Raw genomic sequence first — 21,743 nt, 5'->3', positions numbered from 1 at the left:
TTTTTTGATTAGAGTGTTAGCTGCCCAAAACCGCTTCGGCGGCCTTGATTGCGGCCTCGGCGTTTGCGGCATCCTTGCCGCCGCCTTGGGCCATGTCGGGGCGCCCACCGCCGCCCTTACCACCCAATTCTGCGACTGCGGCGCGGACCAGATCAACGGCCGATACATTCGCCGTAAGGTCCTTGGTGACACCCGCGGCAACAGCGGCTTTGCCGTCCGCATCCGCGATTAACAGGACCACACCGGAGCCAAGCTGTTCTTTGTAACCATCGACAAGGCTTGGCAAATCTTTGCCCGACACGCCGGACAGGACCTGCGCCATAAAGGGCATGCCCGCGACCTCACGCGCCTCGGCCTTGGGTGCGCCAGCACCACCAGACATGGCCAACTCACGACGCAAGGTTGCCACTTCATTTTGCAGCGCCTTACGCTCCTCCATGAGGGCCTTAACACGCTCTGGCACTTCGGCGGCGGGCGCCTTCATGACCAACGCGGCGTCGGCCAAACGCTGATCCTGCGCCACAAGGTATTCGAAAGCGGCGGCCCCTGTCAGAGCTTCGATCCGGCGTACTCCCGCGCTAGAGGCACTATCGCCAAGCGTGACGAACAACCCGATGTCGCCGGTTTGGCGCACATGGGTCCCGCCGCACAGTTCCAGTGAGTAGGTCGCACCTGACGTCCCCTTGCCCGAACCCGCCTGTGTGCCCATCGACACCACACGCACTTCGTCACCATATTTCTCACCAAACAGCGCCTGCGCCCCAAGCGCACGCGCATCATCCGGCGCCATCACGCGTGTCTCAACGGCGGTGTTCTGGCGAATATAGGCGTTAACCTCTTGCTCAACTGTCTTAAGCTGTTCTGGGGTCAGAGCCTTGCCATGGCTGAAGTCGAACCGCAGACGGTCCTCAGCGTTGAGCGAGCCACGCTGTGCAACGTGATCACCCAAGGCTTCGCGCAACGCCTCATGCAAAAGGTGCGTGGCAGAGTGGTTAGCACGGATCGCAGTCCGGCGGGAATGATCCACCTCCAACTCAGCCGCTTGGCTGGTGGAAATCGTGCCCTCTGTGACCTCTGCGATGTGCATGAACACACCGTGCGCTTTGCGCGTGTCGGTGATGCACGCAACACCCGTGTCGGTTTTGAGGGTACCCGTATCCCCCACCTGGCCGCCGCTTTCGGCGTAGAACGGGGTCTGGTTCAGGACGAATGCGACGCTATCGCCTGCCGCCGCGTTTGCGATTTCTGCACCATCCTTAACGATGCTGAGCAGCTGACCTTCGGCTTTTTCGGTATCGTAGCCCAGGAACTCAGTCGCGCCGTGGGTGTCGGCAATCTCAAACCAAACGGCGGCGTCGGCAGTCTCGCCAGTACCGGACCACGCCGCGCGGGCCTTGGCCTTCTGGGCCTCCATCGCGGCATCGAAACCTTCAGTATCGACCGAGCGACCCTTTTCACGCAGAGCGTCTTGGGTCAGATCGAGCGGGAAACCGTAGGTGTCGTACAGTTTGAACGCGGATGCACCAGGCAGCGCGTCATCCGCGCCAAGGCCTGCTAGCTCTTCGTCCAATAGCTTTAGACCGCGATCCAGTGTGGTGCGGAAGCGTTCTTCTTCAAGCAACAAAGTCTCGGAAATCATCGACTGGGCCTGCACCAACTCAGGGAACGCCTGCCCCATCTGGCGCACCAAAGCGGGGACCAAACGGTGCATCAGCGGATCCTGCGCGCCCAAAAGGTGGGCATGACGCATCGCGCGGCGCATGATCCGTCGCAGTACGTACCCACGACCTTCGTTCGAGGGCATCACGCCGTCGGCAATCAGGAATGAGGTCGAACGCAGGTGATCTGCGATTACCCGGTGGTGCACGTTTTTCGGCCCATCGGGATCCACGCTCGTGGCGTTTGCCGAGGCCTCAATCAGGTCGCGCATCAGGTCGGTTTCGTAGTTGTCGTGCTTGCCCTGAAGCAGCGCGCCAATCCGTTCCAGCCCCATGCCAGTATCGATGGATTGCATTTCCAGTGGCGTCATCGAGCCGTCAGCAAACTGCTCGTTTTGCATGAAAACGATGTTCCAAATCTCGATAAAACGGTCGCCATCTTCGTCCGCAGAGCCGGGAGGACCGCCCCAAATATGCTCACCGTGATCGTAGAAAATCTCGGTGCAGGGGCCGCAGGGACCGGTGGGCCCCATCTGCCAAAAGTTATCAGACGTCGCGATCCGAATGATCCGCTCTTCGGGGACACCGACCTTTTTCCAGATTTCAAAGGCTTCGTCGTCGGTGTGGTAAACAGTCGTATAAAGACGGTTTTTGTCGATCCCGAAGTCTTTGGTGATCAATTCCCACGCGAAACGGATGGCGTCCTCTTTGAAGTAATCCCCAAAGCTAAAGTTGCCCAGCATCTCGAAGAACGTGTGGTGGCGGGCGGTGTAGCCCACATTGTCGAGGTCGTTGTGTTTGCCCCCGGCGCGTACGCATTTCTGCGAGGTCGTGGCGCGTTTGTAATCACGATGCTCCAACCCAGTGAACACGTTTTTGAACTGCACCATGCCCGAATTGGTAAACATGAGGGTCGGGTCATTGCGCGGCACAAGGGGGGAGCTGTCCACCACTTGGTGCCCATTTCTTTCGAAATAGTTAAGAAAAGTGGAGCGAATATCGTTCAGGCTGGCCATGGTGGATCCTACGGGTGTCTAGCGTCACGCAGATGTAGCTGCGCGGCGCGGGGCTGTCCATAAGGCGAAGGCGTAGGGCCACGAAAAAGGGCGCCCTGCGGCGCCCTTAACACTGTTAATCACTGGGTCAGATCACTCGTCGAGGATTTCATCTTTATCTTTATCATCCATCTGAAAATCTAACCCGTGGGCGGCGCGGATTTTATCCTCGATATCCATCGAGATATGGCTGTTTTCCTTGAGGAAATTCTTGGCGTTTTCGCGACCTTGGCCGATCCGCTCATCACCGTAGCTGAACCACGCACCGGACTTGTCGACCACGCCTGCTTTGACACCCAGATCAAGCAGCTCACCCATTTTGGAGATGCCTTCACCGTACATGATGTCGAATTCCACCTGTTTGAAGGGTGGCGCAACTTTGTTTTTGACGACTTTCACACGGGTCGCGTTGCCCACGATTTCGTCACGATCCTTGAGAGCGCCGATGCGACGAATATCAAGCCGAACCGAAGAGTAGAACTTGAGCGCATTACCACCCGTCGTGGTTTCGGGCGAGCCGAACATCACGCCAATTTTCATCCGAATTTGGTTAATGAAAATCACGGTACAGCCGGAACGATTAATGGAACCGGTCAGCTTGCGCATAGCTTGGCTCATCAGGCGGGCGTGCACGCCGACCGAGCTGTCGCCCATGTCGCCTTCGAGTTCCGATTTGGGCGTCAAAGCCGCAACCGAATCGACAACAACCATGCTGACCGCGCCGGAACGCACCAACGTATCAACGATTTCGAGAGCCTGTTCACCAGTATCGGGCTGGGAAATTAGCAGCTCATCCAGATCCACGCCAAGACGCTTCGCATACTGCGGATCAAGCGCATGTTCCGCGTCGACAAAGGCGCAAACGCCGCCCTTTTTCTGCTCTTCCGCAATGCAATGCAGCGTGAGCGTCGTTTTACCCGAGCTTTCTGGACCGTAAATCTCAACAATCCGACCTTTAGGGATACCGCCAATGCCAAGCGCAATATCAAGGCCCAGAGACCCCGTTGATGTCGCTTCAATCTCTTGGATGGCGCCCTCAGCCCCGAGCTTCATAATCGAGCCCTTGCCGAATTGCCGCTCAATCTGAGCCAATGCGCTGTCGAGCGCCTTTTGTTTATCGCCTGAACGTTTATCTGCCATGTCGAGAAGGTTGCCTGTTGCCATGAGTTAGCCCCTTATTCCATAGCCCCATGCGGCCAGCAATGAAGCATTTGTTCTGGTATTGTTCAATTAATGAGATCAAAACAAGAACAATTCAAGATAAATCTGTATTATTCATTTTTGCGTATGCACAGTTAATGAATAGTTACCGCGCATGTGGATTGTTGAAAAATACCCCAGCTGCAGCCAAGCTACTGTTAAGTAATGTTAATTCATCCCTTGTCAGCAAGCGTTCAAGGTCAGCTCTCTTGGGCACACTCCCGCTACCGCCTCAGTGCAGTTGCTTTTGAACCGTTTGCGTCAACTCCGCGAGAGAGAACGGTTTAGGCAAAAAGACCGAATTTGGAACGCCCGCGCGATCATCATCGAACGTTTCCTGCGCATAGCCCGACACAAACACAGTCTTGACCGCTGGCCGGTCCTTGAGCGCAAGCTTGACCCACGAGGGGCCATCCATTCCCGGCATCATCACATCCGTGACAAACAAATCGACGTTCAATTCCTTGTCCGAGAGCTGTTCGAGCGCGTCCTCCGCGCTGGCGGCTTCTAGGACGGTATAGCCACGCAGGCGCAACGCGCGCGATGCAAAGGCACGAACAGGCGCCTCATCCTCAACCAACAACACAACTTGTTCTTTATGACGAGGGGCGCTTGTGGGGTTTTCCGCCTTCATCGGCGCATGCACATCCTGAGCATCCCCTTCCGCCGACTTAGCCGAAAGCGGGATAAGCATCCGAGGATCAGCGGGCACCTGCGACGCATTTGACGGCCGTGGCGGGAGCGCTGTGACCGATGCATCATCAAGCTCGTCGTCTCCGTCATCTGCGGGGAAATACAGTGAAAATGTCGCCCCCTCACCGACGACGCTGTCGGCAAAGATAAATCCACCCGTCTGTTTAACGATCCCATAGACCATCGATAGACCAAGCCCCGTCCCTTCACCGGTGCGCTTTGTCGTAAAGAACGGCTCAAAAATGCGGTTCAATTGGTCCTTAGGAATGCCCTTGCCCACGTCCGACACGCTCACCACAACGTATTGGCCGCCCGGCACGGTGACCCGATCACGGGACAGGTCGTCTTCGAGGTATTCGCAGCGCGTCTCGATCCGGATTTCACCGCCATCGGCCATCGCATCGCGTGCGTTCACGACGAGGTTCATCATGACTTGTTCCATCTGCCGTCGATCCGCGCGCACAGGGATCAATCCCGGGTCATGAGAGAGCGTCAGCTGCACACGCTCCCCCACGAGACGGTTCAAGAGATGGGTCAGGTCGCCGAGTGTATCGCGCAGATCAAGACGTTCGAGCTGGAGGGTTTGTTTCCGTGAAAATGCCAAAAGCTGACCAACCAAAGCCGCGGCGCGGTTGGCGTTTTGGCTGATCTGGACCAGATCCGCGTAGTCACCATCACCTTTATCGTGGTGCAATAGCAGCAGATCACAATGCCCCGAAATCGCGGTAAGCAGGTTGTTAAAGTCATGCGCCACGCCGCCCGCAAGCTGCCCAATCGCTTGCATTTTTTGGCTTTGAACGAACTGCGCCTCAAGTGTTTTCAGCTCAGTCGCGTCTGTTAACACCGCGACCAATGACGCGTGCCCATCAATCTGAACCCGGCCAAGTGCGATCTGCAAGAACCGCTCCGGCACGGACCGGGCTACGCGCACAACCTCTGATCGGCTCAGCCCCCGCCCACGCGCGGCGTCGCCAATCCACTCCCCCACTGAGCGACCAAGCCCTTCGACCAGTGATTGCACCGTCGCGGTGCCCTCGGACAGTTGTGGCAACAGGTTATGCGCCAAACGGTTCGCACCAATAATCGACCCATCAGGGTTAAGGTGCAGCAACGGCACCGGCAAATCGTCCAACACCGGCAGAAAGCCCACGACATCATCCGTACTCGGGGCCTCTGAAGGGAACAAATACACCTCGGACCGGCCGACATTACCCTCCGTCTGGAACACCCGCATCGGCAAGGTTTTGCCGTCCAGAACCAAATTGTGCACAAATCCATCGCGCAGAGGCAATTCCTCAAAAATATCCTGTAGGCGTTTCACCCGGCGCCCCAGCGCAAGGCGAAGGGGTTCGTTCATGTGCAAAATCGCGCCGGATCGACTGACCGTCATCATCGGGATCGCGATGCCATCGCCCGCGCGATCTGGCCGCTCCGCGATGTCTTCTAGCCGCCACAAAAATCCAGGCTGCACGTGCTGCACCGTTAGGCGAATGTGACCGCGCCACGTGACGATATCTTCGCGCGCGGCACCCGCCTCTGCCGCGACGGATCGCAGGCGCAAAACTACCGCATCGGGGTTTGCGAACAGAGATGCCACAGAACGGTTAACCGTCTTGCCACGGCATCCGCCGAACCGATCAATTGAGGCCTTGTTTTGAAACAGAATTTCACCCTGCGCGTTGGTTAAAAAACTGGGTGCAACGTCATGTTCAAGAAACCGCATCACGGCACGCATGTCGCGGCGGGCAGCCACGTTGCGCACGATAACCATGCCACGCACCAAAACGATCTGAAGCCCAAGTGCCGACGCCACGGCCAAAAGCGCCGTCTGCTCCAACGCAGAGGACGCCAAAAACGCCAGTGCAAGTGCGCCCAACGCAGCCAAGCCCAGCACCCAGATGTAATTATTAACACGGTCCAACGCTTGCCTGCGTGCCGTGCTGTCAAAACCAACGCTCACGCGTTTCTCCAAATCAAGTTCGCACGCCACATTAGGCCATCGAAATGGTTAACGGCACCTTAAGGCGTGACACGTCCACTTAACTTTATATCACAATTTTCAGGATGCTGCGCGAAACACGTGGAGATAAAAGCCATCCGTGCCGTTCAAGGGCGTCGTGGACCACGTCGCCTCGGTGCTCAGGTGGGGGTGGCGAGCCAAGATTGCAGCCGCTTGATCCGCGTTTTCGGCGGCAAAAAGCGAGCAGGTCATATAGGCCAACCATCCGCCGGGCGCGAGCATCGGCACGCAATCATCCACGATTTGAGCCTGCGTCGCACACAGCGTTTCAAGCTGTTCGGGTGTGGACCGCCAACGCGCCTCTGGCGCACGTCGCCAGGCGCCCGACCCGCTACAGGGAACATCGCAAATAATCCCGTCAAACTGGGCATCGGATGGCACCTGCTCTGCGATCTGAACCGAGACACCCGCGCGGCGCGCGCGCTCTGGCAGGTCTTTCATGCGTTTGGGATCGGCGTCATGTGCGGTGATGTCCAGATCATATGCATCCGCCAGCGCAAGCGCTTTGCCGCCGCCGCCTGCGCAATAGTCCAAAATGCGCGTGTTTGGCTGCGCGGGGCACCGCGCGACAAGCCCTTGGGACCCGGGGTCTTGCAGTTCAAACAGGCCAGACAGATAGGCTTCGGTCAGGTGCAACCCTCTGGTTCCACTCGGCAAAACCAGTGCACCGGGGGCGGCATCGTGCGGGATCGAATTGTGCCCGAGCGCCTTGAGCGTTGTGGTCAAATCTTCTTGGGTCCCGTGGCGCAGGTTGGCGCGCAACCCGACCGGGGCGCGGTCCCGCAGGGCCTGAGCGATGCCGGTGGCATCATCCCCGTGATCGGCATCCAACGCGCTCAAAACCCACTCGGGCAGATCCAGTTGCACATCACGCGGAGCGTCCGCCAAAGCGGATGAGACATCCTCAGACGGGTCCAACGGGCTGGGCCCGTGGCCCTGTCCGGTGAAAACCGCATCTAGATCCGCGCCCTGCCCGCGCAACAGGCCCAGCACCAATGCGCGGCCCGTGTCACCACCACCCAAAAACGCGCTCGACGCCCGCCTGCGCAGCACATCAAACACGATATCACGCACAGCAGCACGGTCCTTGGACCCCGCATACCGCGCACCCCGCGCCCAGCGCGTCAGCTGCTGCTCCGCCGGGGTGCCAGTGTTGATGGCGTCGAGGATTTCAATCGCGGCCCCGTAGCGCGCGGCAGGGGTCATCGATTACCCGCCACTGCGATAGTTGGGCGATTCACGCGTGATTTGGACATCATGAACATGGCTTTCCTTGAGGCCTGAGCCGGTAATCCGCACAAACTCGCAGTTTTCACGCATTTCATCGACCGTCGCGCAGCCGGTGTAGCCCATCGCCGCGCGCAGACCGCCAACCAATTGGTGCACAACCGCGCCCGCAGAACCTTTGTAAGGAACTTGGCCCTCAATGCCCTCGGGGACCAGTTTGTCGCTGGCGGCATCCTTTTGGAAATACCGATCCGCAGAGCCGCGCGCCATTGCGCCAAGCGAACCCATACCGCGGTAGGATTTGAAGCTACGACCTTGGTACAAAATGACTTCACCGGGGCTTTCGTCGGTGCCCGCGATCATGGAGCCGACCATGGCACAGGACGCACCTGCCGCGATGGCCTTGGCAAAATCGCCCGAGAATTTAATCCCGCCGTCCGCAATAACGGGTGTGTCGCCGGCGGCCGCCGCGCAATCCATAATGGCGGTCAGCTGAGGCACGCCAACACCCGCCACAATCCGAGTTGTGCAAATAGAGCCCGGGCCGATACCGACCTTGATCGCGTCCGCACCCGCACCGATCAGTGCGCGCGTCGCCTCGGCGGTTGCAACATTGCCTGCAACAACTTGAACTTTGCTCGATAGCTTCTTGATACGATTGACAGCAATGCCCACCCCTTCGGAGTGGCCGTGGGCTGTATCAACCACAATCAGGTCACATCCAGCGTCGATCAACGCCTCAGAGCGTTCAAAGCCCGCGTCCCCTACGGTCGTCGCGGCAGCAACCCGCAGGCGGCCCAGATCGTCTTTGCAGGCATCGGGGTTGAGAACGGCTTGTTCAATATCCTTAATCGTCAAAAGCCCGGTCAGGTGACCCGCCTCGTTCACGATCAGCAGTTTTTCCAACCGACGCGCATGCATCAACGAGCGCGCCTCACCGAGATCAACCGGCTCACGCAGAACGGCCAGATCATCCGAGGTCATCATCGCGGACACGGGGGTCGCATCGTCATGGGCAAAGCGCATATCGCGGTTCGTCACGATGCCCAAAAGTTGGCCACCCTCGCCCACCACCGGAAAGCCAGTGACGCGGTAGCGTTCTTGCAGGGCCTTAGCGTCCGCAAGCGTTTGGTTGGGGGTCAGCGTGTGTGGCTTATAGACGATCCCGGAGACAAAGCGCTTTACCCGGCGGACTTCACGGGCCTGACCATCGACGTCAAAATTACGGTGCACAACGCCCATACCGCCCGATTGAGCCATCGCAATCGCCATGCGCCCTTCGGTCACTGTGTCCATCGCAGAGCTGAGCAGCGGGATGTTCAGGCTAATGGATTGCGTAACCCGCGTGCGCGTGTCAGCGGTGCTCGGCAGGACGCTAGACGCGCCTGGAACAAGCAGTACATCATCAAAGGTGAGAGCCTCACGAATCTTCATTCCAGTCTCCTTGGAAGGACCATCGGTTGGCATCTCCCTATTTCACGGAAGACCGAGGAGGGAAAGGCACAATCTGCGGTGTTTGCGCCCCTATTCCGCATCGATACGACCTTTGGGACATAAAGGCGACGGCACCGCACAGGCAGGGACCCTGCCCCTACCTGCGTTAAGACTTGGCGCGCGGCGTTAAGATTTGCTCACTCGGCCTCAAGCCCGCGGAAACCAGTCGCCACGACAAACTTTTCAGAGCTGTCCGCGCGGCTTGCGCCGGGTTTGAAGTGCTGCACCTTGGTGAAGTTCTGCTTGAGCACCTTTTGCAAGTCAGCCTCCGCCCCACCTGCAAGCACCTTGGCCACAAAGGTACCGCCCGGCGATAGCACATCAAATGCGAAATAGGCCGCAGCCTCACACAGCGCCATGATGCGAATGTGATCGGTTTGCTTGTGACCCGACGCAGAGGCCGCCATGTCAGACATCACCACATCGGCCTGCCCGCCAAGCCAGTTTTTGACTTTTTGATCGGCGTCATCCTCAAGGAAGTCGAGAACGTGCAGCTCACACCCGGCAATCGGCTCAACCTCTTGCAGGTCCACGCCCAGAATAGAGCCAACTTTTTTGCCCTGCTTCTCGCCCAGGGCATTCACACGCCGCGCCGCGATCTGACACCAGCCCCCCGGCGCACAGCCAAGGTCCACCACCCGCGCACCCGGCACGAGAAAGCGGAATTTGTCATCGATCTCGGATATCTTGAACGCCGCGCGCCCCCGGTACCCTTCGGCCTTAGCGCGTTGGACGTAAGGGTCGTTCAACTGCCGCTCGAGCCAGAGCGTTGAGGAAAGCTTGCGCCCCCGCGCCGTCTTGACCCGCACGCGCAGATCACGTTGCCCGCGTCCACTGTTGTTTTTGCCACTACCGCTACCGCTGCCGCCAGCACCGCTTGTCTTTTTTACCATAATTCCGTGCAGCCCCTAAAAAGGGCCGTCCTCCAAAACGCCGTCTGCCGACATTTGTGCATATAGAAGCCCCTCGCGCAGACCACGGTCCGCCACGCTAAGCCGATCTGTGGGCCATGCCCGCAAGAGCGCTTGCAAGATCGCGGCCCCCGACATGATCAGCGCCTGCCGATCCCGCCCGATGCGCGGATCATTCCTCCGACCCGTGGGACCCATCGCCAAGTATTCCTGAATGACCCGATCTATTTGATCCGAGGTCATACGCAACCCATCAACTTTGTTACGGTCGTAACGTTTCAGCCCAAGGTGTGTCGCCGCCACAGTTGTGACCGTCCCTGATGTGCCAATAATCTGAAACCCCTCACGGGCCTGATCGGCTGCGTCCTCATAGGGTGAAAACTCGGCCAGCTTTTCCTCAAAGAACCACGACATCAGCGCAAAGCGCGCGGCATCGTCGCTGACATCGTTGAATTGGTCCTTGAGCGTCGCGACCCCCAAGGGGATCGAAATCCAGTCCACCACTTTGGCCGCGGGGAACAAGTCATTGGCGGGCAAGAACCCCGCGTGCAGCCGCATGATAGCCCGGGGACGTTCAATCCGGGGCACACCGCTTAGGTCAATCCAGACCAGCTCGGTCGAGCCGCCGCCGATGTCCACGACCAAAAGCTGCTCCGTCTTGGTCGAAACCAGCGGCGCACAGGAGACAACGGCAAGCCGCGCCTCCTCCTCTGGTTTGATGATCTCAAGCCGCAGGCCGGTTTCCCGCTCAACAACGTTGATAAAGTCGGCCGCATTGGTCGCGCGGCGACAGGCCTCGGTCGCAACAAGACGCATCTGGCGCACATCGTGCTTTTGCAGCTTTCGTTTGCAAATCTTAAGCGCGCCAACCGTGCGCGCCATGGACGCACGGCTCAGCCGACCCGAGCTTTCGAGCCCATTGCCCAGCTGAACCGATTTGGAAAAGCTATCGACGACATGCAATTGGTTGCCCTTGGGCTGCGCCACGAGCATCCGGCACGAGTTGGTGCCAAGATCCAGCGCGGCATACAGATCCGCGGGATCGGGTTTGTCTTTGCGCGGGACGGCAGCGGGCCGCCTGCGAGGGCCCTTTGGGGCCTGCGCACCGGGGTTCAAGTGCCCCGCGCCCGGCCGGGGGTGTTTCGGCGACATGAAACGCGCCTTTCATAACTGGTTACCCAATACTTACGCCCGCGAGCAGGCGCGCACAAGGTATACGTCTAGGTTGTATCGCCTTGGATCATTGCACGGATTGCCCTCAGCATACCCCCTGCCCGCTTAAGCATCCGTTAATGTTTGCGCCCCTATCCACAGCGGCTCATGAACATGATGAGAATTACGAGAGCACCCGCCCCTCGCGCCGCATATAAAAAACGCCTAAAACCGACCTGCGACGCATTGTTGTCGCAGGTGCGACAGGACGTGTCGAAATCAAGCACAGCGCGCGGTGCGCAAGGCCCTATCAGGGGGCAAGGGAGGATTCATCCATGCCAGACGTAACAGTAGTATTTTGGCGCGATATCCCCGCACAGGTGATTGTGGGCAAAGGCCGTCGGGGCGCAAAAGCGCAACTGCCCGAACGGTTCGAGCAAGCGATTGACCGGGCGGCGATGAAATCAGGCGCCGCCGAGACAGATGACTACTTGGCCGAATGGCGCAAAGCTGCGCCCTACCCCGTAGAGGGCGACCCCGCCGATATCGCGACCCAAGAGGCCGCACGGTTGGACGCCGAGTATGATCAAGAGCGTATCAAAACGCTGATCGCCAATGATGGCCGCGCCTGAGCGCCGGCAATGACCTGGAGGGAGAGCCTGATGGCCCTGCTGAATTTCAAACGCAAGTCTGATGCAACTCAAGGCGCCGACCTTGAGGCTATTTTGGCGGATTACTCCATCGAGGTGATGCCACGCACCGCCGAAAAGATTGAGGATTTCACCGCGCTTCTGCCCAAAGGCACCCGCGTGTACATTGCCCACATCGAAGGCACGCCGATTGATGACATGGTCGCCACGGCGCGCCGCCTGTCCGAGGCTGGCTATCCGGTGATGCCGCACTTTCCCGCCCGCATCATCAAGGACGCGGACACATTGGCCGATTGGATCGCGCGCTACCAAGGCGAAGCAGGCGTGGACCAAGCGCTGCTGCTGGCCGGTGGTGTGACCACACCCCACGGCGACTTCGACAGCTCAATGCAATTGCTGGAAACGGGGCTGTTCGACAAAGCCGGGTTCAAGCGGTTACATGTTGCGGGTCACCCCGAGGGCAACAAAGACATCGACCCCGATGGCGGCATGAAAGCCGTGAACGAGGCGATCATGTGGAAAGCAGATTTCGCCCGCGAACGCACCGATGCCGAGATGGCCATCGCAACACAGTTCTGCTTTGAGGCCGGTCCCGTGATCAAATGGGCTGATGACCTCAAAGCCGCGGGCATGGACCTACCGATCCACATCGGTGTCGCGGGTCCTGCAAAGCTGCAAACGCTGATTAAGTTCTCGATCGCCTGTGGTGTCGGCGCATCGCTCAAGGTTCTGCAAAAGCGGGCGATGGACGTCACGAAACTGCTGCTGCCCTACGAGCCTACAGAGTTCCTGTCGGATTTGGCTGTGCACAAGGCCGCCAACCCAGACTTCAACATCACCAACGTGCATTTCTTCCCGCTGGGCGGGATCAAGACAAATGCAAATTGGGCCAAAGACAACGGTGGCGCCTCGGGCGTTCCAGCCGCAAACATAGGATAAACAATGACCCGTACGGTTCTGGAATCAAAAACAAAAACAGTCGTCATGGGCTTTGACGAGCCGTTCTGCGTGATCGGTGAGCGGATCAATCCGACGGGCCGCAAAATCCTGAACGAAGAACTAGAGCGCGGCGATTTCAGCCGCGTGGAAGCCGACGCGATTGCACAGGTCGCCGCGGGCGCGGGCGTGCTGGATGTGAACTCCGGCGCGGTCTTCTCCAACAAAATGGCCGAAGACCCCCGCTACGCAGACAACAACTTTGTCGAACCAACATTGATGAAGGAATTGGTTGAGCGCGTGCAGGCCGTCGTGGATGTGCCCCTTTGCATCGACAGTTCCGTCCCCGGCGCGTTGGAAAATGGTCTCGCGGCCGCCGAGGGCCGCCCCCTTCTGAACTCCGTCACCGGAGAAGAGGAGCGGCTGGAATTGGTCCTGCCTCTGGTCAAGAAATACAACGTGCCAGTTGTGGCGATTTCGAACGACGACACCGGCATCTCAGAGGACCCCGAAGTCCGCTTTGCCGTGGCGAAGAAAATCGTGGAACGCGCCGCTGACTTTGGCATCCCCGCACATGATATCGTTGTGGATCCGCTTGTGATGCCCGTAGGCGCCATGGGCACCGCTGGCCTGCAGGTATTCACACTTGTGCGCCGTCTGCGCGATGAGTTGGGCGTGAACACAACCTGCGGTGCCTCCAACATCAGCTTTGGTTTGCCCAACCGTCACGGGATCAACAACGCATTCCTGCCTATGGCGATGCAGGCGGGCATGACTTCTGCAATCATGAACCCTGTTGCCTTGCCCGTTGGCCCCAAAAAGATCGCCGAACGCAAGGCTCTGATCGAGGCTGCGGGTATTATTCTGCCCGAGGGCATGGACGACGAGACCTTTGTAAAGCTGTTCGGGATGGGGTCGACCAAACCTCGTGCGGGCAAGGAAATGGAGGCCATTCGCGCCGCTAACTTCCTAAGCGACAAGGATCCGTCCGGTGCGGCCTGGATCAACTTTAACAAAGACCCAGACGCCGCCCCGCAAGGCGGTCGTGCGGGCCGGGCCGGTGGCGGTCGTCGCCGCCGCGCTTAAGCGACTATTAACCCTGAGGCGGCAAACTGGGCCTATGCCTGATTTGCCCCTCACTTTCCAAGATGACCAGTGGATGCACCAGATTTTTCTGGCAAAATCTGCGCAAAATGGAGGAGTTGTGCGCCGTAAAGTGGCAGACGTAGAGCGAAAAGTGGGGCGAAAAACCTTTGAACTGGAAGTCCGAAGACGCGGGTTCCATCTCATCGAAGCAGGCGGACAGTTCATCATTATCTGCACACGCGACCCCCTCCACCTCATCGTGTGACATCGAAAAAATCTTCCAAGATTTTTCGGCCACGAAGACTTTTTTGAAAAGTCTTCTCGCGGCACACCGAATTGCATATGGCCCAAGACCCCCTTGTTGTGTTCACCCCTTCTGGCAAACGCGGCCGTTTTGCGGTTGGCACGCCGATCCTGACGGCTGCACGGCAGCTTGGCGTCGATCTTGATAGCGTCTGCGGTGGCCGAGGTATCTGCTCTAAGTGTCAAATTCAGCCGGGTTTGGGAGATTTTCCAAAGCATGGGGTCACGGTCGCGTCCGATGCGCTATCGGACTGGAACGCCGTTGAGCAGCGCTACAAAGACAAGCGTGGCTTGATTGACGGCCGGCGCTTGGGCTGTCAGGCCAAAGTGCAAGGCGATGTGGTCGTGGACGTCCCGCCAGAAAGCCAAGTGCATAAACAGGTTATCCGCAAATCCGCGAGCCAGCGGCCTATCACGATGGATCCGGCAACACGCCTCTATTATGTCGAGGTCGCGCAGCCCGACATGGATGAACCGACCGGGGATCTTGAGCGCGTCGGACAAGCGCTTGAGGCGCAGTGGAACATCACCGGTGTTACTGCGTCACTCGGTGTTTTGCGCGCGCTTCAACCCGCTCTGCGCAAGGGGCAATGGACCGTCACGCTCGCGGTGTTCCAGCCGCCTCATGGGCGCGCCGAAATCCTTGATGTGTGGCCGGGTTTCTTTGAGGGCCCGCTCTATGGTCTTGCTGTTGACCTTGGCTCAACCACGATCGCGGCACACCTCTGCGACCTTTCGGATGGATCCGTCCTCGCGTCATCTGGCTTGATGAACCCTCAAATTCGCTTTGGCGAAGACCTCATGTCACGCGTATCTTATGCGATGATGAACCCTGGTGGCGATGTTGAGATGACGCGCGCCGTGCGCGAAGGCATCAACACCCTTTTTGCGGAACTCGCCCGTGAAGCAGATGTTGAACTGCGCCAAGTCGTTGAAACCGTGTTCGTGTGCAACCCGGTCATGCACCACCTTCTCTTGGGGATTGACCCTGTTGAGTTGGGCCAAGCGCCCTTTGCGCTAGCGACTTCGGGCAGTCTTTCGCTGCACGCGCGCGAGCTGGAGCTGAGTAACCTCAACCCCAACGCTCAGACTTATCTGCTGCCCTGTATCGCCGGACACGTGGGTGCCGACGCCGCTGCGGTGGCTTTGTCGGAATCTCCCGAAACCTCGGATGACTTGGTCCTGATCGTTGATGTGGGGACCAATGCGGAGATCCTTTTGGGCAATCGTTCCAAGGTCTTGGCGTGTTCCTCCCCAACAGGCCCCGCGTTTGAGGGCGCCCAGATCAGCGCGGGCCAACGGGCGGCCCCCGGCGCGATTGAGCGGGTTGAGATTGACCCCGTCACCAAAGAACCACGTTTCCGCGTGATCGGCTCAGACGTTTGGTCCGACGCGCCCGAATTCGCAGAAGCCACCGCCGAGACCGGGATCACCGGGATTTGCGGCTCGGGCATCATTGAGGCCGTCGCTGAAATGCGGATGGCTGGCCTTTTAGATCCGTCAGGCCTGATCGGGTCAGAGGCGCAAACCGGCACGCCGCGTGCAGTCGCCACCGGGCGCACCAATGAATACCTCCTGTGGGACGGCACCGAGGCGGGCGGTCCCCGCATCACTGTCACTCAAGGCGATATCCGCGCGATCCAGCTTGCTAAATCTGCGCTCTATGCCGGGGCGCGTTTGTTGATGGATGAGCTGGGCGTCGACACGGTTGACCGCGTCACGCTCGCCGGGGCGTTTGGGGCGCATATCTCGCCCAAGCACGCGATGGTTTTGGGGATGATCCCCGATGCACAGCTTGAAAATGTCACCAGTGCGGGCAACGCCGCGGGCCATGGCGCGCGCATGGCGCTATGCAACGCAGGCGCCCGCGCCCACATCGAAGGGCTGGTCAGCCGGATCGAAAAGATCGAAACCGCGATTGAACCGAAGTTCCAAGAGCATTTCGTCAACGCGAACGCGATCCCGCACGCCACGGACCCCTTTCCGCATCTTGCCGCGATTGCGCCGCTTCCTGCGACGCATTTTGGGCAGGGAGGAGAAAAGAACAGCTCAGGGCGACGCCGCCGCCGCGCCTAGTGCCAACAGACCAATAGCCAGAGCCACGAGAGGCTCTGGCCATGCGAAACATTCCACAAAGAACGATCCCCAATCGTATCAACACCGCTTGTATCCCCCCGCGACCCGGCCTAAGTAATCCCACGGACGCGGGTATGGTGAAAAGGTATCACGCGAGCTTCCCAAGCTTAAGTTACGAGTTCGATTCTCGTTACCCGCTCCAGTCCCTCCAAACATCGCGAACTGGTTGACCCCAGCAGCAGATGGTGCAGTTTGGCCGCCAACTGTTCTAGCCATGAGCCCTCTGATGTCCCTGCCCCTACTAACCCCGCTTGATATCCCAACCTTGCGCGCGCGCGGGGTGCCGGATGTGTTCAACATCGGCCAAGCAGACCGGGTGCGGTTCCATGAATTGGACGTGCTCAACCACGTCAACAACGCCGTCTATCTCAGCTGGTTCGAAAGCTTTCGCGTGGCCTATATGCGCGACTACGGCATCGCCAATTTTGTCGCGTCAGGCGAGCGTCCAGTTCTGGTTCTGCGCAACGTCGATGTAGAATACAAAGCCCCCCTGCACCTCGATGAGGAATACATCGTCGTCGGCCGGTCCCTCAGCTACAGGCGCACGTCGTGGAAGATGCAATACGCCGTTGTCGCCCGTGGCCAAGTCTGCGCGGTGGGGCATGCGGTGATCGTGCTGATGGAAGAGGACGCCGTGACCCGCAAAGCATTGCCCCAAGCGTTCATCGACGTGATCACCGAAAAGGATGGCGCGGTGTTTGAGAGCTAGCCCCTAGCGCGGGCTTGGCTGCGGGCTAAACAGCAAAACAGCCCCAAACACACACATCATGGCCCCTGATAGGCGCTGAAAAATCGGCAAGCCGCCAGCGGCAAAGCGTGACGCGACCTTGCCAAGCAGTGCGTAGACGAGGATCGCCATGACCTCCAACATCAAGAAAGCCGCGCCCAACATCGCATAGCCCGACCAATAGGCCTCAAGGCTGATGAACTGCGGGAAAAAGGCGGCAAAGATGAGGATGGCTTTGGGGTTGCTTAGGGCGACCAAAGCCTCGGACCGAAGAGCGCGCGGCAAGGTGATATCGCCCCCGGACAGGGATCGTGCATCTATGGATGACGCGCTGCGCAAAAGCGAGATACCAAGCCAGATCAGATAGGCCGCACCGATAATCTTGACGATGCCAAACACCACGGATGACGCCGTTAGGATCACACCCAACCCCAGCGCGCTGAGCGCGATCATGGGGGCGAAGGCGAGCAATCGCCCAAGCGACGCCAGCGCAGCAAAACCAACGCCCCGCCTTGCCCCATGGGTTAACGCCAACAAGTTGTTCGGTCCAAACGCGAGGTTCAGCGCGAAACAAGCGGGAATGAAGAGCAGCCAATCAATCATCTGTCAGGGCCATATAAGTTAACATCCTTGGCCTGATATTTTGCTCAGAGCAATTGCTACTGCAACCGCTCTGCGCGCTGATTTTGGCCTGTAGCGGGACAGATTAGTCCCCCCGCCAAGCGCGCAATTGCAAAAGCAGCGCTTGGGTTGAGGCATCCTTAGTGCTCGCGTCCGCGCCATCGACCAACGGCCCCAAAGCTGTAGCCAACTCTTTGCCCAACTCAACGCCCCATTGATCGAAAGAGTTAATGCCCAGCATCACACCTTCGACAAACACACGGTGCTCATAAAGCGCCACGATCTGGCCCAAAACCTCGGGGGTTAGCTGCGGATAGATCAACGTCGTAGACGGACGGTTGCCCGGGAATACCCGGTGGCGCGCTTGGCGATCTTGCTCGGGGTCTTCAAAACCCTTTGCGGCCATAATCGCCCGCGCTTCCTCCAAGGACCGCCCGCGCATCAACGCCTCGGACTGGGCAAGGCAGTTGGCGATCAAAAGTCGATGGTGGTGATCCAGATCAGGCTCATGACCGCGCGCGGCGATCATGAATTCGCACGGAACCGGCGTCGTGCCTTGGTGGATCAGCTGGTAAAACGCGTGCTGGCCGTTTGTGCCCGGCTCGCCCCAGACGACGGGGCCTGTCACGCCTTCGCTGTTTTGGCCATCCATGGTGACGCGCTTGCCGTTACTCTCCATCTCAAGCTGTTGGAGATAGGCAGGCAGCCGCGCAAGGCGGTTGTCGTAGGGCAGCACCGCACGCGTCGGAAACCCACACACTTGGTGATGCCAGATGCCAACCAGCGCCAGTATCACCGGCATGTTCTGTGCCAAGGGGGCCGTGCGGAAATGGTCATCCATAGCGCGCGCACCCGCCAGCATCGCCTCAAACCGCTCTGGCCCGATGGCCAGCATCAGCGACAGGCCAATCGGCCCCCACATCGAATAGCGTCCACCGACCCAATCCTCAAACCCGAACATCCGTTCGGGCGGAATGCCAAAGGCCGCGACCTTGTCATCCGCCGTGCTGAGCGCGACGAACTGCGCATCAAGGTTCGGCACATCCGCCATCCACGCCTTTGCCGTGGCCGCGTTGGTCATCGTCTCGATCGTTGTAAATGTCTTGGACGCCACGATCACGAGCGTCGTCGCAGGGTTCAACCCGCGCGTTTTGTCCGCAAAATCGGCGCCATCCACGTTCGAGACAAAGTGCACGCGCGGGCCATCCGCAAAGGGTGCCAGCGCGAGAGTTGCCATCGCAGGCCCAAGGTCCGAGCCCCCAATCCCGATGTTCAAAACATCCGTGATTTTGCCACCAGCGCCAGTGAACGCGCCGCTGCGGACTTGGTCCGCGAATGCGCCCATACGGTCCAATGTCGCGCGAATACCGGGCATGATATCGGCGCCGTCTACGTGGATTTCGGCGTCGGGACCGGCACGCAACGCGGTGTGCAACACGGCGCGGCCTTCGGTATCGTTGATCGGCTGACCGTTAAACATCGCGGCACGCGCGGCAGGCACGACGGCTTCGGCCGCAGCCAAAAGAGTCGTGCGCGCAGCCTGTGTCATCGCCGTCTTGCGGTAGTCAAAGATCACATCGCCTTGCGACACGGTAAAGTCCCGCGCCGGATCGCTCAGCAGTGTTTGGATGTCTGCGCCTGTTTCTTGCTTGGCCTGCGCAACGGCCTTCCAAAACGTATTCATGGTGCCCAATGAACCGTGGCTTTTGGCAAAACGACCGAAACGGGCGCGGCCTGTGGGCTGAGGTGTTTGGCGCGTTCCAGCGCCTCGCGCTTTTCATCACCGATGATCACGATATGCGTCTCCATCGCGCCGGCAAGAACCGGGGCCGTCAGGGTGATGCGCGGCTCAGGCGCGCCTGGGGCCCGCATGGCCATCAAAGCGGGCGCGTCGTCACGCAACGCAGCATCCAGTTGATCCGCGCCCGGAAACAGCGAGGCCGTGTGCATATCCGCGCCCATACCCAGCAAAAGAACCGAGATCGGCAGCGCGGGTTTCAGACCCTCAATCAGTTCGTCCAAGGCATCCTCGGGGGTGTCGGTCTGCATATAGAGCGGCGCGATCTTGGCCGCCGCCGCGCGCCCGACGCACAACCGGTGCATCAACAGCGCGGTGTTCGACCGAGGCGAGCTTTCGGGGACCCACCGCTCATCGCTCAGCATGATCGTAACCCGCGCCCAATCCAGATCCGCGGCGCATAGGCTATCGAAAATCGGACCCGGCGTTGTTCCACCGGGCACACACAGCGAGGCCGTTTCATGGGTTTGCAGGTTCATTTCGAGGGATCCGGCAATCGTGTTGGCCAGATCCAACATCATCATGTCGGCGTCGGGGTATTCGATTAGGTCTTTCATTGCTCCAACTCGCGCCAGCGGCGTCTGTCCTTGTGCATTAACATCATTGCTTCTTCTGGGCCTGTGCTCCCTTGGGCGTAGCTGCATGGTTTGCTGCCGCGCCGGGTCCACGCCTCAATCAAGGGGTCGGTCCACGCCCAAGCCGCCTCAACCTCGTCACCCCGCATAAACAGGGTTTGGTTGCCGCGCATCACATCCATGATCAGCCGCTCATAGGCGTCGGGCATGTCGGCAGCCTCTTCGCCCAAGGCTTCGGCAAAGGACATATCCAGCGGCACGTCCATCAAGCGCATCCCCCCGGGCCCGGGTTCCTTGATCGTCACGGACAGGTCGATCCCCTCATCAGGCTGCAACCGGATGCTGAGAACATTAGCCTTGGTCCCAGCCTCTTCACCGAAAATGCTGTGCGGGGTGGGTTTGAAATGCACCACGATTTCCGACATCCGCGCGGCCATACGTTTGCCCGTGCGCAGGTAGAAAGGTGTGCCTTTCCAGCGCCAGTTAGAGATGTGGCATTTGAGTGCGATGAAGCTTTCGGTGCGGCTGTCGGGATTTTCGACATCCTGTAGATACCCCGGCTCTGCGCCCTCACGGTACTGGCCACGCACGATATCGTCAGCCTCTACCGGATCCAGCGCGCGGATCACTTTGAGCTTTTCATCGCGCACGGCGTCGGGATCAAACTTGGCGGGTGGTTCCATCGCCGTGAGGCACAACAACTGCATCAGGTGGTTTTGCACCATGTCCCGCATCGCCCCGGATTTGTCGTAATAGGCCCCGCGCCCGCCAACGCCAACGGTCTCGGCCACGGTGATCTGGACGTGATCCACATATTGCGCGTTCCACAGCGGCTCAAACAGAACGTTACCAAAACGGACAGCCATCAGGTTTTGCACCGTCTCTTTGCCAAGGTAATGATCGATGCGGTAAATCTGCGATTCGTCGAAATTCGCGCTCAGTTCGCGATTCAATTCCTTGGCTGTCGCAAGGTCACGACCAAACGGTTTTTCCACAACGATACGAGCATCTTGCCGTGCGATCTTAAAGCTGCGCAACCGCTCTGCAATGTCACCAAAGAGACCCGGACCCACTGAGAAGTAGAACGCCTGTACGGTGTTCGCCCGGCACTTGGATTTCAGTTCCTTCCAACCCGCCTCACCGCGCGCGTCAAGGGTGACGTAGTCGATGCAGTCGAGGAACCGTTTGATGCAATCCGCATCGCGTTTGCGCTCAGACACAAACTCGGCAATCGCCTCAGCGACCATCGTGCGGAACGCTGCAACGTCTTGGTCGGTCCGGGCGGCACCAATGATGCGCGCCTCATCGGGCATCTGACCGGCCCAAAAGCGACGGTACAACCCAGGCAGGATTTTGCGGCGGGCCAGATCGCCGGTCCCCCCAAAGATCACGAGATCGAAGGCATCGACGGGGATAACTCTTGAAACCATAGTTTAGGTCTCCGCAGGCAGAAAATGGAACGCGCTCGCGATATGTTAGCGCTAACGACGCCGTTTTAACA

Annotated in this window: 16 protein-coding genes and 1 tRNA gene; 6 read left to right on the top strand and 11 right to left on the bottom strand. The window is 59.2% G+C overall.

Annotated elements, in window-relative coordinates; all coding sequences use genetic code 11:
* Nucleotides 1–16: 16 nt before the first annotated feature.
* The 7 genes from alaS to THS5294_RS08470 form a co-directional block, all read right to left on the bottom strand.
* On the bottom strand, nt 17–2,674 hold the full coding sequence (gene alaS / locus THS5294_RS08500; protein ID WP_058123408.1) for an alanine--tRNA ligase: 2,658 nt from the start codon (nt 2,672–2,674) through the stop codon (nt 17–19).
* Nucleotides 2,675–2,806: 132 nt separating this feature from the next.
* Nucleotides 2,807–3,877: a recombinase RecA gene (gene recA, locus THS5294_RS08495; protein ID WP_038006587.1), complete on the bottom strand. Its 1,071-nt coding sequence runs from the start codon at nt 3,875–3,877 to the stop codon at nt 2,807–2,809.
* A 268-nt stretch (nt 3,878–4,145) separates the two neighbouring features.
* Nucleotides 4,146–6,566 carry a hybrid sensor histidine kinase/response regulator gene (locus tag THS5294_RS08490; protein ID WP_082644991.1) on the bottom strand — a complete coding sequence of 807 codons (2,421 nt, stop codon included), beginning with the start codon at nt 6,564–6,566 and terminating at the stop codon, nt 4,146–4,148.
* 99 nt (nt 6,567–6,665) lie between these two features.
* Nucleotides 6,666–7,832, bottom strand: a complete 1,167-nt coding sequence (locus tag THS5294_RS08485; RefSeq protein ID WP_058123407.1) for an RsmB/NOP family class I SAM-dependent RNA methyltransferase — start codon at nt 7,830–7,832, stop codon at nt 6,666–6,668.
* Nucleotides 7,833–7,835: 3 nt separating this feature from the next.
* A complete protein-coding gene (gene guaB, locus THS5294_RS08480; RefSeq protein ID WP_058123406.1) occupies nt 7,836–9,287 on the bottom strand; it encodes an IMP dehydrogenase in 1,452 nt (483 codons plus the stop codon).
* Nucleotides 9,288–9,484: 197 nt separating this feature from the next.
* The gene (locus tag THS5294_RS08475) at nt 9,485–10,240 is read right to left on the bottom strand and encodes an RlmE family RNA methyltransferase (RefSeq protein ID WP_058123405.1); all 756 of its coding nucleotides are present in this window, start codon (nt 10,238–10,240) and stop codon (nt 9,485–9,487) included.
* Nucleotides 10,241–10,255: 15 nt separating this feature from the next.
* Nucleotides 10,256–11,410, bottom strand: coding sequence for a Ppx/GppA phosphatase family protein (locus THS5294_RS08470; RefSeq protein ID WP_038006577.1), 1,155 nt, complete (start codon nt 11,408–11,410; stop codon nt 10,256–10,258).
* A 335-nt stretch (nt 11,411–11,745) separates the two neighbouring features.
* Here THS5294_RS08470 and THS5294_RS08465 point away from each other — a divergent pair, with 335 nt between their 5' ends.
* The 6 genes from THS5294_RS08465 (at nt 11,746) to THS5294_RS18005 (ending at nt 17,230) form a co-directional block, all read left to right on the top strand.
* Nucleotides 11,746–12,042 (top strand): virulence factor, encoded by a 297-nt coding sequence (locus tag THS5294_RS08465; protein ID WP_038006575.1) that lies wholly within the window; start codon nt 11,746–11,748, stop codon nt 12,040–12,042.
* Between the two features lie 30 nt (nt 12,043–12,072).
* Nucleotides 12,073–12,999, top strand: coding sequence for a methylenetetrahydrofolate reductase (locus THS5294_RS08460; RefSeq protein WP_058123404.1), 927 nt, complete (start codon nt 12,073–12,075; stop codon nt 12,997–12,999).
* A 3-nt stretch (nt 13,000–13,002) separates the two neighbouring features.
* Nucleotides 13,003–14,082 (top strand): methyltetrahydrofolate cobalamin methyltransferase, encoded by a 1,080-nt coding sequence (locus THS5294_RS08455; RefSeq protein WP_058123403.1) that lies wholly within the window; start codon nt 13,003–13,005, stop codon nt 14,080–14,082.
* 342 nt (nt 14,083–14,424) lie between these two features.
* Nucleotides 14,425–16,461: an ASKHA domain-containing protein gene (locus THS5294_RS08445; protein WP_058123401.1), complete on the top strand. Its 2,037-nt coding sequence runs from the start codon at nt 14,425–14,427 to the stop codon at nt 16,459–16,461.
* Between the two features lie 128 nt (nt 16,462–16,589).
* Nucleotides 16,590–16,663 (top strand) — tRNA-Gly (locus THS5294_RS08440).
* An 84-nt stretch (nt 16,664–16,747) separates the two neighbouring features.
* On the top strand, nt 16,748–17,230 hold the full coding sequence (locus THS5294_RS18005; RefSeq protein ID WP_158508587.1) for an acyl-CoA thioesterase: 483 nt from the start codon (nt 16,748–16,750) through the stop codon (nt 17,228–17,230).
* Nucleotides 17,231–17,233: 3 nt separating this feature from the next.
* Here the strand turns inward: THS5294_RS18005 and THS5294_RS08435 are convergent, their stop codons facing one another.
* The 4 genes from THS5294_RS08435 to zwf form a co-directional block, all read right to left on the bottom strand.
* A complete protein-coding gene (locus THS5294_RS08435) occupies nt 17,234–17,851 on the bottom strand; it encodes a LysE family translocator (protein WP_058123400.1) in 618 nt (205 codons plus the stop codon).
* Between the two features lie 103 nt (nt 17,852–17,954).
* Nucleotides 17,955–19,553 (bottom strand): glucose-6-phosphate isomerase, encoded by a 1,599-nt coding sequence (gene pgi, locus THS5294_RS08430; RefSeq protein ID WP_058123399.1) that lies wholly within the window; start codon nt 19,551–19,553, stop codon nt 17,955–17,957.
* The gene (gene pgl, locus THS5294_RS08425) at nt 19,550–20,224 is read right to left on the bottom strand and encodes a 6-phosphogluconolactonase (protein ID WP_058123398.1); all 675 of its coding nucleotides are present in this window, start codon (nt 20,222–20,224) and stop codon (nt 19,550–19,552) included. Before pgl ends, pgi begins: the two co-directional genes overlap by 4 nt.
* Nucleotides 20,221–21,672 (bottom strand): glucose-6-phosphate dehydrogenase, encoded by a 1,452-nt coding sequence (gene zwf / locus THS5294_RS08420; protein ID WP_058123397.1) that lies wholly within the window; start codon nt 21,670–21,672, stop codon nt 20,221–20,223. The genes pgl and zwf overlap by 4 nt, the downstream gene beginning before the upstream one ends.
* Between the last annotated feature and the right edge of the window lie 71 nt (nt 21,673–21,743).

This window comes from Thalassobacter stenotrophicus (assembly GCF_001458315.1).
GTDB lineage: Bacteria > Pseudomonadota > Alphaproteobacteria > Rhodobacterales > Rhodobacteraceae > Thalassobacter > Thalassobacter stenotrophicus.
The sequence above is the reverse complement of the archived record's forward strand: the minus strand, read 5'-3'. Positions and strand labels throughout refer to the sequence as shown.